Source organism: Bacillus sp. ZY-1-1, assembly GCF_003047165.1.
Lineage (GTDB): Bacteria > Bacillota > Bacilli > Bacillales > Bacillaceae > Bacillus > Bacillus velezensis.
Genome location: NZ_CP027061.1, coordinates 1,951,901 through 1,976,414, shown reverse-complemented (window position 1 = coordinate 1,976,414; position 24,514 = coordinate 1,951,901). Strand labels below are relative to the sequence as shown.

The following is a 24,514-nucleotide window of genomic DNA, read 5'->3' as shown; positions in this document are numbered from 1 at the left end:
TGGGGGTCTTTATTCATTCCATCCAAATAAAGTCTGAACATTCGGACTCATCCGCCGCAAAAAAAAACTGACAGTTCCGCAACTGTCAGTTTTATTAATAATGGCTATTTAATCGTCCGTTTTGCGGAGGGACGGCTCTCATGGTGAAGCCTGTCAACGGAAGTAACGATATAGGTGCATGCTTCTTCCGCCCGAATAACAGTATCTGAAAATGTCTGCGTCCGTGACGATGTTTTTCTGACTGTATCCACTAAATAAGGCTGCTTTCCCTTTTCTGCGCGGTAAATGGCGTAATAAGCCGTTTTTTTACCGTTGGATTTCGCATCTTCGATATAGAGTGTATGGCCTGAAGCATTCTTCTCCGCCCGTTTGACAGCCGGTTTTTTTAAAGCGGAATGTCCGAGCCAAGGCATCTCGGGAATTAATGCGGGCCGGCTGTACATGTCATTGATCAAACGGTTTTTCACATCGAGCGGATTACGGTTTAAATCCTTTAAACTGAAATGCATGCTGCCTTTTATCCATGCTGATCCTCTGTTTAGAGTAATCTGTCTTCCGTATTCCCCCGGGTCGGCCCAGACCGGATCAGTATTGTTGTTGATTTTATAAGCAGCCTGCCCGATATATAAATGCACCGGCCGATTGTTCACTTCTTTTCCCCACCAATCCGCTAAGACGTCATATGCCGCCGCTTTAAATCCGATACTCCAGTAAATTTGCGGTGCGATGTAATCAATGTATCCTTTTTGGATCCATTCTCTTGTATCAGCATATAAGTCATCGTAGTTCCGCACCCCGGCGGCCGTTTCGGAGCCTGTCGGATCATCTGCGGCATTTCTCCATACGCCGAACGGGCTGATTCCGAATTTGACATAAGGTTTTTCTCGTTTGATGGTTTCGTTGATTTCTTTTACAAGCCGGTTGACGTTATCCCTGCGCCAGTCATCAATTGATGCAAAGTGAGCTTTTCCGTACCGTTCGTATTCCGCCTGATCGGGGAATTCCTGTCCGGCAATTTTATAAGGATAAAAATAATCATCCATATGAACCGCATCAATGTCATAACGGCTGACCACCTCTTTGATTCCATCCGTTATAAATTGTCTTACTTCCGGAATTCCAGGATTATAGTACAGCTGTTTTCCGTATGCAGCGACCCAGTCCGGATGGGAACGCGCGGGATGATCATCTGAAAGCGCATTCAAATTTGTGTGATTCATCGTGATCCGGTAAGGATTGAACCAAGCGTGAAATTCAAGATTCCGTTTATGTGTCTCTTCAACTAAAAAAGCAAGCGGATCGTAGCCGGGATTTTTGCCTTGGGTTCCTGTCAGATACTCTGACCAAGGCCCGTAATCTGATGGATAAAAAGCATCAGCCGCAGGCTTAATTTGGACGATAACGGCGTTCATTCCCATCTCCTGAACGTCATCCAGCAGCTTGCTGTATTCTCTTTTTTGCTCTTCCGGTGACAGCCCTTTTTTAGAGGGCCAGTCGATATTAGTGACAGACGCGATCCAGACGGCTCTCATTTCTCTCTCCGGCTGAGTGCCGCTTGCTTGTGCGGATGCTGAGAACGTAAAGATGCCGGCTGTCAGTACAACGGCCAAAAACCATATCATGCTAAAACGGCAGCTTTTCATGTTTTTCCCCCTCTCTGCTTTACGGTATTCCGAAGCATTCCGGGCGGTGAATCAGAAAGCCTGCTTTGCTCCTCTCAGCCTAAAAGGGAAAGAAAAAAGTCCTAAAGCGAATCAACACGCTTCAGGACTTTTTATGTTTTATGGCGGCGAGCACGTCAATGACCTTCGTTCCGACGCCGACGCATGTTTCAAGAATGGCCTGCGCTCCGGCAATGGACAAAATGAAAATAACCGGATGTGCATAGCGGGGCCAGACCAAATAGCAGATGCCAATTAATATGGCGCACCAGATGCCCGCACACCAATAACATTGCAGCATATAACCGAATGCGGAGGAAGGGACTTTTTTTTGGACGGCGCGCCCGTTTTGATCGACGGTTTTTTCTTGCTTTATAAAGGGTTTTCTTATGAATTCCGTAATCTTATCAAATACGATCAAATGGGTCAGCCGGTAGCTGGCAAGAATAATCATTACATACGTAAGCCAAGATAGGTTCGTCATCTCAAAGCCTCCAAAAAAAACTGAGTTTGATTCCCCTATCTTGCCCTTTGTCTTCTTCAGTCATTCTGCCGGATGTTACAGATTCCGCGCCAAGCGTCTTCCGCTGTTTGCGATGATGTCCAGTATGACCTCAGCATTTTGCTGTGCAAAGGCGGGTTCAAACATATCTTTATGGGCGCCGCCGCCTTGATATTCCTGATAGACTCCCGTTGTGGCGCCTTCCCATTTCACCGGCTCGGTCTTATCACTGTGCTCTTCCTTTATGCCGGCCTCAATAAAATGGAGATTTGCCGCAATTTGGCCGTCATTTATCAGTTCCGCCCAGTACGTTTGATAGCGCTCTGTTTTTCTGATGACCGCTTCCCTGACGGCTTCCGGGACATTTTCGGCTGTTGCGTTTGTTGGCTGCGGCGGCAGTGCGTCAAGCTTTCTGTACGCGTCTGCGATAATGACGTCGCTGATTTCTAAGCCGCGCTTTTCCATCGCTTTTGCAGCCTCGAATGCCGTATTGCCGCCCGCTGAATATCCGAAGAGGATATAAGGGCCTTCCGGCTGGATTTCCAGCATTTTATCAATGTATTGTTCCATTCTGCTGTCTTCTTCAATAAAGTTAAAACCGTACACAGCAGCCCGTCCATTTAATGCCGCCGCCAGATCTTTAAAGAAAATGCCGAAACCTGAGATAGGCGGAAAACAGAAAAGATTGCGGCCTTTCGGCTGATTCAGTCTGCTGATATGCTGTTCGGCAGCTTCTGACAGTGTGTTTGAATACAGCTTTTCAGCCAATTGTTCAATTGTCGGATATTCAAATATCATTTCAATCGGCACATCCATCTGCTGCCTGGTCTTCAGCTGATGAATCACTTGCAATGCTTTCAAAGAATGGCCGCCCAGCTCAAAGAAGTCATCCTGTATGCCCAGCTCCCCGCAGCCGAGGATCGGCGTCCAAATGTCGATCAGCTCACGCTCTACCCAGTTTCGTGGCGGAACGGCTTTTGATGAAGCTTTTTTCCGTTCCGGCGCAGGCAGCCTGCGGCGGTCCACTTTGCCGTTTACGGTAAGCGGCATACGGTCAAGCTTCATCACATACTGCGGAATCATATAGTCGGGAAGCGACCTGGCCAATAGGGATCGAATGGCTCTTTCTTCAGCATGTGCGCCTGTATAATACGCACAAAGGGTTGCTTCTTGTCCTTCGTCTGACACGATGACTGCCGCTTCCCTGATTCCATCAATTTCAGTCAGCCGCGCTTCGATTTCGGCCGGCTCGATACGCTTCCCGCGAATCTTGAATTGACGGTCGATACGGCTGATGTATCCGATGCTTCCATCAGGCAGCCAGTGTGCCAAATCCCCTGTTCTGTAGATCTTTTCTTCAGGATGAACCGGGTGGCTGACAAATGCTTCACTTGTTAAGTCAGGCCTGTTTAAATAGCCTTTGGCAACCCCGTCCCCGCCGACACAAAGCTCACCGGGCACGCCGATCGGTGCAAGTCCGCCATTTTTATCAATGATATACGCGGTTGAATTGCTGATCGGTTTTCCGATTGGGATCGGCTGAGAAAAATCGTGCCTGATTTCGTAAAAGGTGGAAAATGTCGTATTTTCCGTCGGTCCGTATATGTTATAAAGGCTGAGATTCGGACAGCGGTGTCTGACCTTATTGATGAGCGCCGGGGACAATGCTTCTCCGCCGACATATAAGGTGTGCAATCCGCAAAACATCTCCGGATCCGCCTGGGCAAACTGGTTAAAAAGCGCCGTCGTCAAAAACAGAATCGTAATACGGTTTGAAGAAAGATAATTGCCGAACCTCTCAGGGGCAAGCATTGTCGTGCGGTCAACCACATGGAGGCACGCTCCGTTCAATAGCGCTCCGAAGATTTCAAACGTCACTGCGTCAAAACCGATGGATCCTGTCAGAATGAGACGGTCCGTCGTGCCGGCTGACGTGTAATTACTGTTTGACACGAGCGATACGACGTTGCGGTTGGAAATCATCACGCCCTTCGGTTTTCCTGTTGAACCGGAAGTATACATAATATAGGAAAGGTCACCAGGTGACGTAACGGTATTCAGTTTACCCGCCTCAGCTGTTTGTTTTTCAGCTGCAGCCGGGATAGAGATGATGTGAGAAAAGTCAATGTCAGTCTCAATCCCTTTTTGTACCGTTAACAGCTGTGCTCCGCTCTCAGTGAGCATATCGGCGATCCTGTCGGATGGCAGTTCTGCATCGAGCGGAAGGTACGTCCCTCCCGCTTTCAATACAGCGAGAACAGCGATGATAAATTCCGGTGAGCGTTCGGCAAGAATCCCGGCAATTCCTTTTGGCGCCAAACCGTTTTCCAGCAGGATGCGGGCGAACGCAGTTGACCGTTCATCGAGCTCCCGGTACGTCATCGTCAGCCCGCCGGCGTGAAGCGCCTGATGGTCCGGGGTTTTCTTCACCTGTCGGCTGAACAGGCTGATGATGCTTTCGTCTCTTTCATACGTTGTTTTCGTGTCATTAAATTCGCCGATTATTCTTGATTTTTCCTTTTGTCCGAGCATCGGAAGCCGATCAGCGGAAACATCGGGATTGAAGGCGGCGCCGCGCAGCGCCTCTTCCAAGTGTCCTTTTACGCTCTCTATCCATACTTCGTCATAAACGTTCGCATTGTAGCTGAATTTGATGATCAGCTCATCGCCGGGCGCTATGATGAGGTTAAAATCGTAGCCCGATTGTTCCGAAACATTGACATTCCCGATCCGGAACGGTGCATCCGATTCCTTTTCCGCGTCTCTCATCTGCTGCTGAATCGGATAATTTTCAAACACGATGATATGGTCGATTAAATCCTGTTTCAGCTCAGTCTGAGATTGGATGTCAGCAAGCGGATGATAACTGAACGCCTCTGAATCAAGCATTTCTTTCTGGCAGCGTCCCAGCAGTTCTCTAAAGCTTTCGTCACCCGTTTTAATGCGTACCGGCACAGTATTGATAAACAGCCCGATCATGCTTTCCACGCCGTCAATGACGGAAGGCCGCCCTGATACGACGGCGCCGAATACGGCATCGTCCGTCCGGTTGTATCGCTGCAGCATCAGGCCCCATACAGTCTGCATAAGAACCGCGAGCGTAGCGCCCTCTTCTTTGGCGATGGTTTTCAGCCTGTCTGTCAGATTTTGATCTAAAGAAAACAGGAGCTCTTTCTTACGGTAGCCTTTTTCCTGGGGACGGGCCGATATTTTCGGGAGTCCTGAGGGTGTCTCGCAGCCTGCTAAATATCCTTTCCAATACTCAGAAGCCGCGTCTTTGTCCTGATCAGTCAGCCATGTAATATACGTGCTGTAAGGCTTTGCGGGCGCCAGTGTGACGGGTGAGCCTGATTCAATCGCCCGGTACATATGCATGAATTCCTGAAGGACGATGCCGAGGCACCAGCCGTCCATAAGGATGTGATGGTGGCTCCAGACGCATACATATTTTTCCTCAGCCGTTTTAAACAAAGACACACGCATCAGCATATCCTTTTGCAAGTCAAAGCCTTTTAAGCGGTCACGTTCCTTAAATCGCTGTAAGTAGGCGCTCTGTTCCGCTTCATCCAAATGTGTAAGATCTTCGCGGTGCAGCCGGAATTCCCGCTCACGCAGCACGACTTGGCGGGGGCCGTTCAGCTGAGCGACATGAGGTAAAAAAACCGTTCTGAAAATATCGTGACGGCTGATGACAGACTGTACGCTTTGCTCAAACAATTCCGGACGAAGCCGGCCTTTTATGGTGAAGACGGATTGCTCGATATATGCAGCCCCCTCCTTTTGCAGAAAGGAATGAAAAAGCATTCCTTCCTGCATTCGGCTGAGGGGATAAATATTTTGGATATTTTTTGTTTTGTCCATGTGTTCCTCCCGCTCGGTTTAGTGGAAGCTGAGTAAGTCGGCAATATCCTGCAAGGCTTCCTCAGTCAGCTCCCGATCATCAAAGTCACTGACAGTCTTCTCCGTATCGGTTTTGCTGAGGCAGTGTTCCGACAGTTTCAGGAGATAATACCGGCAGCTTTCGGACAGCCGTTCGATCGTATCTTGCCGGAAGCGCTCCGTTTCATAGGAAATGCTGACGGTCATCCGGCCTTTTGCCGCAATCGCGCTGATTTCAAGTGACTGCTCCCGTTTCCATGTATCTGTCACATCATCTCCGCCTCCCAAAGGAGAAAACTGAAACGCGTCAGGCTGTTCCGTTTCTGCCGGACTCCCGCCGGGCGCATCGAATTGTCCGAGATAATTAAAGCTGATCTCCGGTGCTTTCCCGAAAGTCATCCCGGCAAGTTTCGGCGGTGTTAAATATTTGAGGACGCCGTATCCGTTCCCTTTATCCGGAATGCGCCGCAATGTGTCTTTGACGGTTTTCAATGTGCGAATTTCATATTCTTCAAGAGGTTCATAAACTCCGCTCCGGACAAGCACCGGGTAAATGGAAGTGAACCACCCCACTGTCCTGCTGATGTCCGCACCTGCCTGCTCCGATTGGCGTCCGTGTCCTTCAAGGGCGATTTTCAAAGCGTGCCGCGGCGACCACTTTTGAAGGGCAAGCACGGCGGAAGCCAACAGCACATCTTGCGTATCCGTATTGTAGGCGCTGTGCACATCTTTCAACAGGGCGTCCGTTTCACTTTCTGTCAGAGTGAAGGATACCGTGTTCCGTTTTTTTGCAGGAGTTTGAGATAGACCTGCCTGCTCGTAAGGAAGACTTTCTGTTTCATAGTGTTCAATCTCCCGCCAATACTCCGTCTGCTGAAGAAGCTGTTTACTTTCGGCATAATCGGCCAGCTGCTCCGTATATGTTTTGAATGACATGGTTTTCGGAGGGAGTTTGATTTCCTGTCCAGAGGCGGCCTGCTCATAAGCAGAAGCCAAGTCCTCCAATAAAATCCGCCATGATATCCCGTCGACAGCGAGATGATGGACCGTCAGAAACAAGTAATCTTCTGCTTCAGAGCGGAACAGTCCCGCCTGTACCAGCGGCCCGTTCTCCAAATCCATGTTTCTCTGAAGCTCTGCGACGCGGCGTTTTATAAAACGTTCCTTCTCATGCTCATCGCCTTCCGTTTCTAATATGGTCAGGTTGTAAAGCTGCTCATCTGCGAGGTCAGCCTGTCTGTTGAAGAGGAGAAGACCTTTCTCTTCGTCTTTTTTGCAGACAAGGCGCAAAGCATCATGATGAACGGTAATGGCTTTTAACGTTTTCCTCAGAGCCTCTTCATCTATTGAATTTGTTCTCGTCAGCATGACGGACTGGTTAAAATGATTTGCTTCCTTCATGTCTTGTGTGAAGAACCATTTGTGAACCGGCGACCACTTCACTTCTCCTTCTGCAGGAGCTTGGCTGACCGGCTGCCGCTCTGTACGGACATAAGGCGCCAGCTCTCTAATTGTCGGCCGGCTGAAAATATCTTTTACGGCGATCTGTTTTCCTGCCTGATGTAATCGGGCTGATACTTGCAGGGCTTTGATGGAATCGCCGCCCAGTTCAAAAAATGATTGATCCGCGGCAATGTTTTCAGTTCCGAGCACTTCGCTCCAAATCGCGGAAAGCTCTTTTTCCATGTCGCTTTCAGGCTCCGTAAATGCCCGTCCGGTGTGCGCTTTTTTCCGCGGCTCAGGAAGCGCGCGGCGGTCAAGCTTCCCGTTCGGTGTGACAGGCAGGGCTTCAAGTGTTTCAAAGAACGCCGGCACCATATAAGCGGGCATTTCATTTCTGAGCGCCTGCTGCACGGTTTCACTTTCTGTTCCTTCTTCTGTCACGATATAAGCGCATAGTTCCGTTTGGCCTGCTGATGCGGTATGAGCGGTGACGGCTGCTTCTTTGACACCTTTTATGCCTGTTAAGACCGATTCAATTTCTTTCAGTTCCACCCGGTAGCCTCTGATTTTGACTTGCTCGTCCATTCGGCCGATATATTGCAGCGTGCCGTCCGGCAGCCATTTTGCCAGATCGCCTGTGCGGTACATGCGCCGGTTCTTGTGGAACGGGTCTTGGACAAAGGCTTGGGCCGTTTGCTTAGGAAGATTGCGGTACCCTCTTGCAAGGCCGGAACCCGAAATGCAAAGTTCTCCCGTTACACCGATCGGCTGCGGGTGATCCCCGTTTAAAATATAAACGTGTGAATGCTCAATCGGCCGGCCGATCGTAATGTTCTCACTTTGTTCTATATGTCTTGCCGCTGTAGTGGCGACGCTGTTTTCCGTCGGGCCGTACTCATTGGCAAGCTCCGTGTGAGGACAAACCGATAAACTGCGGCTGATAATGTTTTGGTCGACAGCTTCTCCAGCTAATGTGACAATTCTGAGAGACTCTGCATCCCCCGGCTCCAGTACGTCAAGCAGTGTACGGTACAGTACGGGAACAATGATCATATGAGTGATGCGGTAAGATGCAAGATAGTGTTTAATGGCAAGAATATCTCTTGCTTCATCTTCGGCTAAAACGGCTGCTTTCGCACCGGAAATCAGCGGTGTGAACATACTTGTTACAAAACCGTCAAATGAAAATGAAAAGAGCTGAAGAACCGTATCTTTCTCATTCAGATCATAAAATCCGCTTCGCCATTGAAGGGTTTGGCTGACGGAACGATGTTCGACCATAACCCCTTTCGGCCTGCCTGTCGTCCCGGACGTGTAAATGATGTAAGCCAAATCTTCCGGTGCTGATAATGGCTGAACCGGTGATGCGTCTTGTTCTTGGATATCCTCCAGTGCGAGCACTTCACCTTTAAAATGATCAGGCACTTGATCTATTGCGCCGTGTGCGGTAAGGAGAAGCGCTGTGCCGCTGTCTGAAATGATATATTGCTTGCGTTCCTCCGGATATTCAGGATCTATCGGGACGTAGGCGCCCCCGGCTTTCCAAACCCCGAAGACTGCCGCGACTTGTTCCGGCGATCTTGGTATCACAATGCCGACGGCGGCATTCGGTCCGATCTGCCGTTTTTGCAGAGCTCTGGCGATTTTATTCGACCAGTCATCTAATTCTTTATATGTGACCAACGTTTCCCCGCTGATAAGGGCTGCCGCATCCGGTGTTTTTCGCGCCTGGGTGATGAACAGTCCATGAACTGTTTTTTCAGGCAGCTGTTTATCCGTCATGCCGTTAAAGTCCGAAAGAATTCGGTCCCGTTCCGGAGCAGTCAGCATGCTGATCGCTTGTATAGAAGTTTCCGGTTCACGGACAATGTGTTCAAGCATCGTCATAAAGTGGGAAGCCCAGCGCTGCATCGTTTCTTTCCGGAATAAAGACGCCGCATATTCAAACAGAAAATGAATCTGTCCCCCGCCTTCAGAAGCCTGCAAAGTGACATCAAATTTGGAAACCGGACGGGACACGTCCGCAGGCTGAATATGCAAACCGTCCAACAGCAATTCCTCATGTTCCATATTCTGAACGACAAGCATGGCATCAAATAGCGGATTACGGCTTGTGTCCCGCTGCACGCCGATCCGCTCCACAAGCTCTTCAAACGGGTAGTCCTGATGCTCATACGCCTCAAGCGCCGCCTGGCGGACTTCCGCCAAATAATCGGTGAACCGTTTGTCCCCCTTCGGCTCCGTTCTGATGGCAAGCGTGTTGACGAACATGCCGAGAATCGGTTCAAGGTCTTTGTGCGGGCGCCCGGCAATCGGCGATCCGACGATGATGTCTTCCTGCCCGCTCAATCGCGCGAGTAACGTATTGTACGCGGCGAGAAGCACCATATACAAAGTGGAGCCGTGATCCCGGGCGATGCGGTGAAGGCCGGATGCCGTTTCAGCGTCAAGCGTGCACGATACGCTGCCGCCCGCAAAGCTTCTGACCGCCGGACGGGGCTTGTCAGCCGGAAGTTCAAGCACCGGAAGCTCTCCTTCTAGCCGCTTCAGCCAATAGGCTTCCTGCTTCTGGTATCCTTCTTTCTCCTGAAACGACCGCTGCCAGACGGCATAGTCTTTATATTGAAGGCGCATCGGCGCAAGCGAACGGCCTGCGTACAGCTCGCCGAATTCTTTAATCAAGGTGTTGACGGACACACCGTCAGAAATTATATGATGCATATCCGTTAATAAAAGATGGCGTTCATCCGATTCTTTCACGAGAGCCGCACGGAAGAGCGGCGCTTCTTCCAGACAAAACGGCCGGACGAATGCGTCAGCTGACTCGGCCTCATCGAGCTGAAACGGTACGCTGTCATGGATGCGCTGCACCGGTTCGCCGTCAGGCCCCGTTTCAAAGGACGTTCTGAGCGACTCATGCCGCTCAACAAGCTGCCGGAACGTCTCCTCCAGCCGGCTGCGGTCAAGCGGGCCCGTCAGTTCCAGCACAGCCGGCATATTGTAGCCGACACCGCCGTCTTCAAGCTGTTGGAGCACATACATCCGTTTCTGCGCTGAGGACACCGGGTAGGTGTCCTGTTTTTTCGCAGGCTGAATCGCTTCATACGGGCTCTCTTCCAAGTCCTGAATAACCGAAGCGAGCTCTTCCACCGTCGGCCGGGCGAAGATGTCCTGTAACGGCACCTGAACACCGAACTCTTTGGCGATGCGGGAGACGAGAGCCGTCGCTTTTAACGAATGGCCGCCCCGCTCAAAAAAGTGATCCCGGATGCCGACGGGGCCGTTTTTCAGCACCTCTTCCCAAAGGGCGCAAAGCTTCATTTCCGTGACGTTCCGCGGGGCGGTGTACGCCTGTCTGTCTGCCGCTCCGCCGGGAGCCGGCAGCGCGCGGCGGTCAAGCTTTCCGCTCGGCGTGACCGGCCATTCGCTCATCTCTATGAACTGAGCCGGCATCATGTAGGCCGGAAGGCGTGTGGCAAGCTCTGCCCGCACGTCATCGCTTTTTCGTCCTTCGATATAGGCGTAAAGCGCGGTTTCGCCGTGTTCGGTCCGGGCAGTGACCGCCGCCTCACGAATGCCGTCGATGCGCCGGATCGCCGCTTCGATTTCTCCCGGTTCAATCCGGTAGCCGCGGACTTTCACCTGTCCGTCTGAACGACCGAGCCATTCGACAAGGCCGTCTTCTGTCCAGCGTACGATATCGCCCGTCTGATACATGCGTTCTCCCGGATAAAACGGATCATCGAGAAAACGCTCCTCCGTCAGCTCAGGGCGGTTCAGATAGCCCCGGGCCACGCCGGTCCCCGCGATATACAGCTCTCCGATACAGCCCGGCGGCAGAAGCTGTTTCTTTTGATTTAAAATATACAGCCGCATGTTATGTCCGGAACTGCCGATCGGAACATTGTGAAATTCCTTTCCTTGCGGCAAATCGAAGTACGCCGCTTCTACCGTCGCTTCCGTCGGACCGTAGGAATTTGTCAATTCCGTTCCCGGCAGAAGGTCATAAAAACGGGAAACCAAGTGCGGGCCCAATTGTTCGCCCCCGGCAAAAACCCTTTTTAAGCAGGTCTTTTTGATCGGCTGTTTTCTGGAATTTATATATTCCAAGAAAGCATGAAGCATGGATGGCACAAAATGAGCTGCCGTGATGCGGTTTTTCTCCAATGCGTTCAGTATCATTTCAGGGTCTTTCTCGCCGCCTTGCGGAAGGAGAAAAACAGAAGCTCCCGCGATCGGCCACCAAAACAGCTCCCAAATCGAAGCATCGAAAGAGTATGATGTTTTATGCAAAATGGTGTCGGAATCCTTTAATCCATAACGCGCTTGCAGCGAGTATAAAAAGTTTACGGCTGACTGATGTTCAACCTGCACGCCTTTTGGGCGTCCCGTAGAACCGGATGTATAGATGATATAAGCCAATGAATCAGGCTTTACCGGAACATTGGGGTTGGCCGCAGCTTCCGGGTTGCCTGTTTGTCCGCTTTTCAGAGAGATCGTTTCTCCCTCAAAAAGATCTGGTGCGAAAAGTTCTGGTTCTGCCAGTAAGAATTTCACGCCGCTGTCTTTCAGTAAAAAGCGAATCCGCTCTTCCGGGTAATCCGGATCAATCGGCAGATATGCACCGCCTGCTTTTAAGACAGCGTAAATGCCGATCAGCATGTCAGGAGAACGCCGGCCCATAATGGCAGTTTTATCCTCCAGCCTTATCCCCCGTTTGATCAGCCGGTGCGCAAGCTCATTCGCTCTTTCGTTCAGTTCCTGATACGTAATCGAAATGTCATCAGTTAAAATCGCCGGACGGTCCGGCGTTTTTTCCGCCTGTTGTTCCAGCAGCTCATGAAGGGGCTGATAAAGCGGAAACGCTGTTTTCTGCAAGGGGCTGAAATTTTGAAGCAGAGACACTTCTTCTTTTTCTGACAAAACAGAAATATCGTCTAATTCCAAACCCGGATCAGCTGCGGCGTTTTCAGCAAGTGTCGTGAAAAATTCCGCCCATTTTTGAATCGTTTTTCTCTCAAACAAATCAGTGCTGTATTCAAACTGGCAGTACAATTCACCGGCGTTTTCGGAGATGTACAGCGATAAGTCAAATTTAGAAATCGGCAGGCTGACGTCTGCCGGCTGCAGTTCAAGTCCGGCTGCCCTAAGCTTCTGCTGTTCCATATTTTGCAGCGCAAATGTTGTGTCAAACAGCGGATTTCGGGACATGTCCCGCGGCACACCGAGCTTATCGACGAGCTCTTCTAACGGGTAATCCTGATGCTCGTAAGCCTCAAGCGCTGTTTGGCGAATTTCCTTTAAATATTCTTTGAACGTCATGCTTCCGTCGGGACGCGTCCTGAAAGCGAGCGTATTGACAAACATGCCCAGAACGGCGTCAAGGTCGGCATGAGGCCTTCCTGCAATCGGAGACCCGACAATCATATCTTCCTGTCCGCTTAAACGGGCTAACAGAACCGTGTACACACCGAGCAGCGTCATATAAAGTGTGCATTTGTTTTCTTTCGCCAGCTTTTTCAACTGTGCTGTATGTTTTTCGCTGATGACAAATGACACCCGGTCACCGGAAAAGCTCCGCACCGGGGGACGCGGCTTATCAGCCGGCAATTCAAGCACGGGAATCTCCCCGGCAAGCCGGTTCAGCCAGTACTCCTCTTGTTTCCGATATGCGGCGCCCGCCTTAAATGATTGCTGCCAGACGGCATAATCTTTGTATTGAATCCGTAACGGCGGCAGACTTCTCTCAGCATACAGCTCACTGAATTCACGTATCAAAAGATTGACGGATACGCCGTCTGAAATAATATGATGCATGTCAGCTAAAAGCAGATGCCGGTCTTTTTCTATTTGGACAAATCCCGCCCGGAAAAGAGGCGCTTTGCCGAGATCGAACGGCCGGATAAACGCTTCGGCTGATTGTTCTTTTGTAAATGCAAACGGCACTTCGTCATGAATCCTCTGCACAGGCCGGCCGTTTTTTTCTTCAAAGGACGTTCTGAGCGGTTCATGCCGCCGGATCAGCTCCTTGAACACGGCTTCCATCCTGTCTCGGTCAAACGGCCCCTTCACCTCTAAAACGGCTGGAATGTTATAGCTGACACCGCCATTTTCAAGCTGGTGAAGGACATACATCCGTTTTTGAGCGGATGAGACAGGATAAGTTTCTTTTGTTTCTGTCTTTTCTATGGATGCGAACGGATTCTCTTCTGCTTCACCGATGATTTTGGCGAGTTCTTCTACAGTCGGATAGCTGAAGACATCACTCAGCGGGATTTGCACGCTGCACTCTTTAGCTATTTTTGCAACGAGTGCCGTCGCCTTTAATGAATGGCCGCCAAGCTCGAAAAAGTGATCGTGAACGCCGATCGGGCCGGTTTGAAGCACTTCTTCCCATATGCGGGTAAGCTTCAGTTCGGTCACATTCCGGGGAGCTGTATATCGACGGCCCGCTGCGTACGCTGAAGCTTCCGGAAGGGCCCGCTGATCGACTTTGCCGTTTCCAGTGAGCGGAATCGCGTCAACGAAAGCCCATTTGACCGGAATCATATAATCAGGCAGCTCCTTGGCCAAATCACTTCGCAGCTGAGAAGGATCAGTCGCTTGTGAGACGCTGCAGTAGGCGCATAATTCATTTTCGCCCGACTCATTCGTTTGAATCAGCACGGCAGCTTCTTTCACGGCATGATGATTTGCCAGGACGGTTTCAATTTCCTTCGGTTCAATCCGGTACCCTCTGATCTTCACTTGATCATCTGTCCGGCCGATGTATTCAATTTGGCCGTCTGCACGCAGTCTTGCCAAATCTCCGGTCCGGTACATGACGGCGCCCTTTCTGAACGGATCCGGCAAAAATTTCTCTTCGGTCAGCGCCGGATTGTTCACATAGCCTCTTCCTGTATTCGCTCCGGAAATATACAATTCTCCCGCAATTCCGAGAGGCTGAAGCTGTCTGTTTTTGCTGAGAATATACATTTTGTTATGATGGATCGGTTTCCCGATCGGCGGATGTTCAGGTATGTCATCTCCCGCAGAAATCGTATACGTTGAAACCACATGGGTTTCTGACGGGCCGTAATGATTATGCAAATGCATACCGTGTAAACGGAGCGTCTGCCTGAACAAACGTGAGATAGTCAGCTGCTCCCCGGCCGTAATGACATGCTTCACACAGCGGGGAAAAGACTGTGCATAACCTTCTTCATTGAAAAGCATCTTGACAAACGCAGTCGGGAAAAACACCACCTCTGTTTTGTGCTGATCGATAAACGAATACAGCTGAGAAACATCCCGTTTGATTGATTCGGGCACGATACAAAGGGTGCCGCCGCTCAAGAGTACTGAAAATAACTCCTGATAGCAGACGTCAAACGCCAAAGATGCGTACTGCAGTACATTTGTGCAAAAATCAATATCTGTGTTCGTCAATTGGTCAGAAAGAAGGTTGGCCATATTTTTATGTTCGAGCAGCACGCCCTTCGGTTTCCCTGTCGTACCGGATGTATAAATCATATTAAGGAGGTCGTCCGCCGTATTAATGGATTGCACATTGCTTCCGTCCGCTTCCGTCCCGGCCTCTTCTATATATGTAACCTGCAGCGTTTGTTCCGCGGGGAGTGACTGATGCCGCTCTGTTACAACATGGATGCAGCCGCTGTTTTCAATAACATATCGGATACGCTCCTTTGGACTGCCGGGATCTATCGGGACAAAGGCGCCGCCCGCTTTTAAAATACCGAGAACGGCCGCCGCTAAAGAAGGGGAACGGCCGAGCATGACGCCTACCGGCTCCTCCCGCTTTAATCCGCGTTTTTGCAGCAGACGGGCCAGCTTATTAGCCGATTCATTCAGCTCTTTGTACGTCACTGACCCGCCTTCATACCGGATCGCGATTTGATCCGGCGTTTGTGCGGCCTGCCGTTCAAACATCGCATGAATCGTGTCATACTCAGGCATTTCAGTTTCTTCAGAAATCGGAGCAAGCAGCTGCTCTTTTTCCTCAGGAGTGATGATTACAAGCTTATCCGGTGTGATATCAGGTTTGTCGAGAATCTGGGAAACGATATGTGTCAAATGACCTTTGATATTTTCGATAAATTGGCGGTCATACACGCTTGAATCGTATCTCATTTTCAAATGAATCTCGTCACCCGGCGCCACCATAAGATAAAAACTGTAATTGGTTTCGTCTTCCATGCTGAAATCATGGATGTGAAAAAGGTCTTTCGTGTCCCCCTTGCTGTTCAGTACATCAAGCTCCTGTTCAACCGGATAATTCTCAAAGACGAGAATATGGTCAATTAAGCCTTGTTTTACCTGTGAATTCGCCTGTATATCATAAAGCGGATGATAGCTGTATGCCTGTCCTTTCAAAGCGTCCTTTTGCACGTTTTTGATCAGCTTTTGAAACGGGATGTCCGCCCCGCTGATCCGGACAGGCACGGTATTAATGAACAGGCCGATCATTCGCTCGATGCCTTCGATTTCAGACGGCCTTCCGGAAATAACAGAACCAAAAACCGCATCTTCTGTCTGGTTATACGCCTGAAGCAAAATGCCCCAGAGCGTGTGGAAAATGGTGCTCAGCGTGACCTCTTCTTTCACGGCCAGATCTTTCAGCTTAGCCGTGTCCTCTTTTGAAAAGGAAAACGTCACTTCCTCTTGTCTGCTTTCGCCGGCTTTTTTCTGCTTCGGCAGAACAGTCTGCTGCTCAAAGCCTTCAAGGTATCGCTCCCAGTACGAAGCGGCTTTTTCTTTATCTTGCTCCATCAGCCACTTGATGTAGGTCCCGTACGGCACAGCAGGCTCAAGCGTTAACGGTGTCCGTCGAAGCCGCGAGGCATATATCTGGAAGAACTCTTTCAGCACGATCCCGAGACACCAGCCATCCATAATAATGTGATGAAAACTCCAAATGCACGTATATTCACATTCTCCGGTTTGAAGCAGCGTCACCCGCATCAGCATGTCTTTTTGCAGGTGAAATCCTTTCTTACGGTCTCTTCGTTTGGCTTCTTCAATATGCTTGATTTGATCAGCCTTGTTTAAATTGGTGAGATTTTCCTCAATGATGCTGACGTTCCGCTCTTTTAATACGACCTGCTGCGGCACTGACACGTTCTGGCTGATAAAGATCGTTCTGAAAATATCATGTCTTTCGAAAAGGGCATGAACGCTCTCTTCAAACACGCGGGTGTCAACCTTCCCTGTTATTGAAAAAGAGGCCTGCTCGGCGTAAGCTTGTGATTCCTTTTGCAGGAGGGAATGAAAAAGCATTCCTTCCTGCATATAAGACAGCGGATAAATATCCTGAATTGCATTCTTTTTTGTCATGTTATAATCTCCCCGTCGCCTTTTTCTACAGTTCCTCGACAAAACTCGCTATGCTGTCCAAATCATCAGATGTTAACGTTTTGCTGCTAAAATCACTAACGGTTTTTTCTGCTTCCTCTTTGCCTGTGCAATGCGCCATAATATCACGCAAATATTGCTGTAAGGTTTGCAGCAGCTGTTCCATCGTTTCTTTGCGGAAGCGGCTCGGCGGATAGCTCAAACTGAAGTGCAGTTTATGTTGTGCAGCCATCGCGCTCATTTCCACCGCTTGTTCCCGCTGCCATGTCGGCGTGATGTCGTGCCCGCTCGCAAGACCGGATAAACTGAATGTGTGCTGATCTTCTGTATCATTGAATTGCCCTAAATAGTTAAAGCTGATTTCAGGCGCTTGTCTGAAGCGGATTGTTTTTTGTTCAGACGGTGTCATGTATTTTAAAATGCCGTAGCCTATTCCTTTATCCGGTATTCTTCCGAGTGTGTCTTTGACCGTTTTTACAGCCGTTCCAAGCTCAGCGCCTGCTGTGTTCAAGTCAATGAGCACCGGGTACATGGAGGTAAACCAGCCTACGGTGCGGCTGATGTCGAGCTCCGGCATGATGTGCTCTCTCCCGTGCCCTTCCATCGCGATGCGCAGTCTGCCGCCCCCTGTCCAGTCCCGTAAAGCCAAAGCTGCGGCAGTCAGAAGAATATCTTGCGTATCGGTATGGTAGGCCCGGTTGACCTGCTGAAGCAAAACGGACGTTTCTTCTTCTGTAAGCGTAAAGCTTACCGTTTGCCGAACGCTGTCGGCTCCCGTCTGATGCTGCGGTTTTTCATAAGGAAGTTCGGCGGCTGTTTCTTCTTCAATAAAACGCCAATATTCTTCTTCACGCATCAGCTTGCTGCTTTTTGCGTATTCTGAAAGCCTTACGGCGTATTGCTTAAACGAATCGGTCTTTGGCGGAAGCTGGACCGGCTGACCTTTTACGGCTTGAGTGTAAGCGGCAGATAAATCCTCCAGCAGAATACGCCATGACACTCCGTCAACCGCCAGGTGATGTACGGTGATGAATAAATAATCCCCTGACCGGGTTTTGAACCAGCCGGCTTTTAATAACGGCCCTTTTTCAATATCCATCCGCTGTTGGAGCGCAGCCACTTCATCTTCTATTTCTCTTTCCCAAGTATCTGTCTCAGACAGATCCCAAATGTCCAAGCTGTACAGTTCATCTTTTTGAATACCGTGATTGATTTGTCTGATACTTTCGTTTTCTGAACTGACGGTGATCCGGAGTGCATCATGATGAATGACAAGATGCTCCAAGGCTTGTTTGAGCGGCTGTTTATGCAATGCGTCAGAGCTGAACATCATGACGGACTGATTGAAATGATTTCTGTTTTCCATCCGCTGTGATAAAAACCAGTGCTGAACGGGTGTCCAAGGTATGTCTCCTTCCACCGGCCGCTGATCGATGACTCTTTCCGCTTTCCGGATAAGAGGCGCGAGTTCCTTAATGGACGGATGCCGGAATAAGTCACTTGCCGTCATTTTCCACCCGTAGCGTCCGAGCCGTGCGGCAACTTGCAGCGCTTTGATTGAATCGCCGCCCAACTCAAAAAATGAGTCCTCAATCCCGACTTGTTTTGTGCCGAGCACTTCCTGCCAGATAACGGAAAGCTGTTCTTCAAGCTCATTGCGGGGAGCTGTGTACGCGGTTTGAAGCGCGAGCTCCGGTTCGGGCAGATTTTTCCGATCCAATTTACCGTTCGGCGTAAGCGGCAGCTTCTCAAGTTCCATCATATAGGCCGGGACCATGTAATTCGGCAGTTGCTTAGAAAGTGATGAACGCACTTTTTCTGTATCCATGTCCGTCTGCAGACTCATATATGCGATCAGTTCTTTATTGCCGGACTGCCCGGTTCTGACTGACACGGCAGCTTCTTTCACGCCGTCCAGGCTCCTTAGTGCGGCTTCAATCTCTCCCAGCTCGACCCGATAACCGCGGATTTTCACTTGATCATCCATCCGTCCGGCATATTCAATCGTTCCGTCCGGCAGCCAGCGGGCTAAATCTCCGGTGCGGTACATCCGTTCTCCGGGAACAAAAGGATTAGGGACAAATTTTTCTTCCGTCAGCTCAGGGCGGCCGAAATATCCTCTTGCCACACCGTCTCCGCCTGTGCATAATTCGCCGATGACGCCGATCGGCTGCGGTGTTCCCCTGCTGTTTATGATATATGCAGTTGAATTTCCGACAGGGCGGCCGATCGGGATTGAATGATCGTATGATTGTTCAATCAAAAAGCAAGTCGAGAACGTCGTGTTTTCAGTCGGTCCGTATCCATTCCATATTGAAAGATGCGGCAGCGTTTTCCGAACCCGGTTTACATGACTTGGGGACAGTGCTTCCCCGCCGATAATCAATCGGGATAATCCGGAAAACACGTGTTCATTTTGTTCTGATAGATGATTGAACAAAGACGATGTCAGCCACAGTGTCGTAATGCCGTTTTGCTGTATAAATGTTTCCAGAACATCAGAGTCGAGATAGGTTTCCTGGTCACTTACATATAAAGAAGCGCCGTTTAAAAGCGGACCGAATATTTCAAATGTCGTTACATCAAATCCTAATGATGAAGTAAACAACAGTCTGTCTTTCGGCGTAAAATCAATATAATTGCTGTTTTTCACAAGACGGATCACGCTTCGCTGTTCAATCATGACGCCTTTTGGCGCACCTGTTGACCCGGATGTATAAATCATGTAGGCCAATGATTCAGGTCCGCCGAGCGGTTCGGGATTTTCCGAACTTAAGCCGGCCTTTGTTTGAATATCCTCTATGAATAAACGTTTTCCGGAAAGCGGCAGACCGTCAAGTTTATCAGATTGGAGAAGAATATCAGCTTTACAGTCTTTAAGCATCCATTCAGCCCGTTCCCGAGGCACATCGTCACCGATAGGCAAGTAGGCGCCTCCCGCTTTTAATATTCCGAGGATTCCGGAAGCAAGCTCTGTTGTACGTCCGGTTAATAAGGCGACAACACTTTCCGGACCGACGCCATTTGATCGGAGAGCCGCCGCTATTCTGTTAGCCCGTTCGTTCAGCTCACGGTATGTCAAGATTTGTCCATCGTATACCACTGCCCGGGCATCGGGGGTTTCTTCAGCCTGACGCTCAAATAAACGGCTGATGGTTTCGTGTCTTGGGTAATCGCTTTTCGTCTGATTAAACTGATAAATAACGCGATTTGTTTCAGCATCATCCAGTACGTGAATGTCACCAAGCGGTATTGTTTGGTCTTCAATTACTTTTGTAAGAATACGAGTAAAGTAAGAAAGCCATTTTTCGATTGTCTGTTTTTGATAGATATCTGTATTGAATTCAAAATCAAAGCTGATGGAACCGTCAGACCCTTCCGCCGCGTAAAGCGTGGCATCAAACTTTGCGGTTTTATGACCTGTATCCGCGGCTTGAGTCAAATGCAGCTCATTTAAATTCAGGGATTCACGCTCCATATTTTGGAGCACAAACATCACGTCAAACAGCGGATTGCGGCTCATGTCCCGCTGCACGCCGAGCCGCTCCACAAGCTCTTCAAACGGGTAGTCCTGATGTTCATACGCCTCAAGCGCCGCCTGGCGGACTTCCGCCAAATAATCGGTAAACCGTTTGTCTCCTTTCGGCTCCGTTCTGATGGCGAGCGTGTTGACGAACATGCCGAGAATCGGTTCAAGGTCTTTGTGCGGACGCCCGGCAATCGGCGAGCCGACGATGATGTCTTCCTGCCCGCTCAATCGCGCGAGCAGCGTATTGTACGCGGCGAGAAGCACCATATACAAAGTGGAGCCGTGATCCCGGGCGATGCGGTGAAGGCCGGATGCCGTGTCAGCGTCAAGCGTGCACGATACGCTGCCGCCCGCAAAGCTTCTGACCGCCGGACGGGGCTTGTCAGCCGGAAGCTCAAGCACCGGAAGCTCTCCTTCAAGCCGCTTCAGCCAATAGACTTCCTGCTTCTGGTATCCTTCCTTCTCCTGAAACGACCGCTGCCAGACGGCATAGTCTTTATATTGAAGGCGCATCGGCGCAAGCGAACGGCCTGCGTACAGCTCGCCGAATTCTTTTATCAAGGTGTTGACGGACACACCGTCAGAAATAATATGATGCATATCCGTTAATAAAAGGTGACGTTCGTCTGATTCTTTCACGAGAGCCGCACGGAAGAGCGGCGCTTCTTCCAGACAAAACGGCCGGACGAATGCGTCAGCTGACTCGGCCTCATCGAGCTGAAACGGTACGGCTGTCATGGATGCGCTGTACCGGTTCGCCGTCAGGCCCGTTTCAAAAGGACGTTGCTGAGCGACTCTATGCCGCTCACCAAGCTCCCGGGAACGTCTCCTCCAGCCGGCTGCGGTCAAGCGGGCCCCGTCAGTTCCAGCACAGCCGGCATATTGTAGCCGACACCGACCGCTCTTCAAGCTGTTGGAGCACATACACTACCGTTTCTGCGCCGAAGACACCGGGTAGGGTGTCCTGTTTATTTCGCAGGCTGGAATCGCTTCATAACGGGCTTTCCTTCACAAGTCCTGAAATAACCGAAGGCGAGCTTCTTCCACCGTCGGACCGGGCGAAGGATGCTCCTGTAACGGCACCTGAACACCGAACTCTTTGGCGATGCGGGAGACGAGAGCCGTCGCTTTTAACGAATGGCCTCCCCGCTCAAAAAAGTGATCCCGGATGCCGACGGGGCCGTTTTTCAGCACCTCTTCCCAAAGGGCGCAAAGCTTCATTTCCGTGACGTTCCGCGGGGCGGTGTACGCCTGTCTGTCTGCCGCTCCGCCGGGAGCCGGCAGCGCGCGGCGGTCAAGCTTTCCGCTCGGCGTGACCGGCCATTCGCTCATCTCTATAAACTGAGCCGGCATCATGTAGGCCGGAAGGCGTGTGGCAAGCTCCGCACGCACGTCATCGCTTTTTCGTCCTTCGATATAGGCGTAAAGTGCGGTTTCGCCTTCTTCGGTCCGGGCGGTGACTGCCGCCTCACGAATGCCGTCGATGCGCCGGATCGCCGCTTCGATTTCTCCCGGTTCAATCCGGTAGCCGCGGACTTTCACCTGTCCGTCTGAACGACCGAGCCATTCGACAAGGCCGTCTTCTGTCCAGCGTGCGATATCACCCGTCTGATACATGCGTTCTCCCGGATAAAACGGATCATCGACAAAGCGCTCCTCCGTCAGCTCAGGCCGGTTCAAATAGCCGCGGGCCACGCCGGTCCCCGCGATGTACAGCTCTCCTGCCACGCCCGCAGGCTGGATGGTTCCTCTGCTATCTAATACATACAGACGGGCACCCGGAACGGGTTTTCCGATCGGAAGCCGCGTTCGTCCGCTGTCCTGTTTTCGGTCACAGACGTAAAACGCCGCATCAACCGTCGCTTCCGTCGGTCCATAGCCGTGAATAAGCATGGTCTCCGGCAGAAGATCGGCAAACCGGGCAGCCGTAAGCGGGGAAAGAGCTTCCCCTCCGGCGAACACGCGTGTCAGTGTTCTGCCGAGGCGTGCTCTTGTTTCCGCAGGCTCTGTTTCCAGCGCGTCTAAAAAGCTGTTGACCATCGCCGGAATAAAATGCGCGGTCGTCACCTTTTCAGAAGAAAAAGCTTCAATCATCCGCACAGGATCTTTCTCCCAGCCGGCAGGAAGCAGATACACGGAGGCGCCGGATATCGTCCACCAAAACAATTGCCAGATGGAGGCGTCGAATGAAAAGGATGATTTCAGCACGATAACATCCTCTTCCGTTAACGGAAACTGCCCTTGCATCCCTGATAAAAAGGCGGCGGCCTGACGGTGTTCAACAGCTACTCCCTTCGGTGTTCCCGTCGAACCGGACGTATAAATGATATAAGCGAGCGAATCAGCATCCGCTTCGTCAGAGACAGCTCCTGTCTCCGTCTCATTTGTCAGAGAAGAAAGAGACACTTCTAGCGTTTCACCGGAAAAACCGGAAACGGATAATCCCGGCTGTGCAAGCAGGAGACAAGCGCCGCTGTCCTCAAGCATATAGCGCAGCCTGTCCTCAGGATAGTCCGGGTCAAGCGGCACGTAGGCGCCGCCCGCTTTTAACACGGCAAGCACTGAAACCGCCATCTCCGGCGAGCGTTCAGCGAGTACGCCGACCATGCTTTCTTTGCGGACGCCTTTTTGGCAGAGCCGAACGGCGAGCCTGTCCGTGTACTGGTCAAGCTCGGCGTACGTCAGCATACCGCCCGGAAAACGAAGCGCCGGACGATGCGGCGAAAGCGCGGCGCGGCGGGTAAACAGCCCGTGAAGCGTCGGAGCCGGCGGTTCAACCGCTTCTGTATGGTTAAATGCATCCATCATACTTCTGGCTTCACACGCATCCAGCAATGCGATCTCGGAAGCGCCGATTTCAGGGTCGGAAATGACTGAGTTCACCATATGCCGTAAAAATGTTTCGATATTCTTCATAAAAACATCGTCGTATATACCGGTATCAAATTTTAAGCGGATATAAAGAGAATTGCCCGGAATCACCTTTATGCTGCATCCGTAGTTTGTGACTTCTTCCATCGTAAAATCCTCTACCGCAAAATCAAATGAACCGGCCTGACTCACATTTTCAATTTCACGCTGGGCCGGCACATTTTCAAACACGATAATATGGTCAAACAGCGCTTGCTTCAGAGGGCTTTGCGCCTGAATGTCATACAGCGGATAATAGCTGTACGCTTCTGCTTGCAGCGTCTCCTGCTGCAAATGCCTGACGAGCTCCAGAAAAGAAAATGAACCGCTTTTCACCCGTACGGGAATCGTATTGATAAACAGTCCCACCATTTTTTCCACGCCTGCGAGATCCGACGGCCGTCCGGAAACGACAGAACCGAAAACGGCATCATCACAGCGGCTGACACGCTGCAGCAACATGCCCCACAGTGCCTGGAACACTGTATTCAGCGTTGCTCCCGCCCTTGCCGCAATGTTCTTCAGCTCATTTGTCTGATCTTCAGAAATGGTGAAAACGGCCTGCTCAAGTTCGCCGTTTGGTTCCGCGGATTTTTTCGGAAGAGACGCCGTTTGCTCAAGATCGGCAAGTCTCGTTTTCCAAAAAATCTCGGCTTCTTTACGATCCTGCTTCATGAGCCATTTAATATACTTCCCATATGGCTGAACGGGCTCGAGAGACGGAAGCCGTCCGTCTCCGAGAGATTGATAGATCATCAGAAATTCCTTCATGACAATTCCGAAGCACCAGCCGTCCATGACAATATGATGATGGCTCCATATACAAACATATCGTTCAGGCGCTTTTTTCAAAATGGAGACTCTCATGAGAGGATCTGATTGCAAATCAAATCCTTTATCTTTATCTTCTTTTCTGAACCGGTCGGCATATTTGTCTTGCGCCTTCTCGTCCAAATGAGAAATATCATGAAACTGAACGCGGCTCGGCCTGTTTTTCAACACGACTTGGCGGGGCTTTGCCACATTCTTGTGAATAAATGTCGTACGGAAAATATCGTATCGTTCAAAAACAGTGTCTATACTTTTTTGGAATCGTTCCCGGTCAAGCTTTCCGCTGATCGTAAACACCGCTTGTTCGAAGTAGGCTCTTGAGTCATGATCCAACAGAGAATGAAAAAGCATGCCCTCCTGCATAAAAGACAAAGGATATATATCTTGTATTTCCGGTTGCTGCCCCAT

4 protein-coding genes and 1 pseudogene are annotated in these 24,514 nt (G+C 50.5%); all 5 read right to left on the bottom strand.

Annotated features, from left to right (window positions below):
* Nucleotides 1-104: 104 nt before the first annotated feature.
* On the bottom strand, nt 105-1,643 hold the full coding sequence (locus tag C5I45_RS10185; RefSeq protein WP_107994365.1) for a glycoside hydrolase family 10-like protein: 1,539 nt from the start codon (nt 1,641-1,643) through the stop codon (nt 105-107).
* 121 nt (nt 1,644-1,764) lie between these two features.
* Nucleotides 1,765-2,145 (bottom strand): DUF1360 domain-containing protein, encoded by a 381-nt coding sequence (locus C5I45_RS10180; RefSeq protein WP_058906078.1) that lies wholly within the window; start codon nt 2,143-2,145, stop codon nt 1,765-1,767.
* Between the two features lie 75 nt (nt 2,146-2,220).
* A complete protein-coding gene (locus C5I45_RS10175; protein WP_069013589.1) occupies nt 2,221-6,024 on the bottom strand; it encodes a non-ribosomal peptide synthetase in 3,804 nt (1,267 codons plus the stop codon).
* 18 nt (nt 6,025-6,042) lie between these two features.
* On the bottom strand, nt 6,043-16,818 hold the full coding sequence (locus tag C5I45_RS10170; RefSeq protein ID WP_107994364.1) for a non-ribosomal peptide synthetase: 10,776 nt from the start codon (nt 16,816-16,818) through the stop codon (nt 6,043-6,045).
* 25 nt (nt 16,819-16,843) lie between these two features.
* Nucleotides 16,844-24,514 (bottom strand): annotated as a pseudogene (locus C5I45_RS10165) (amino acid adenylation domain-containing protein).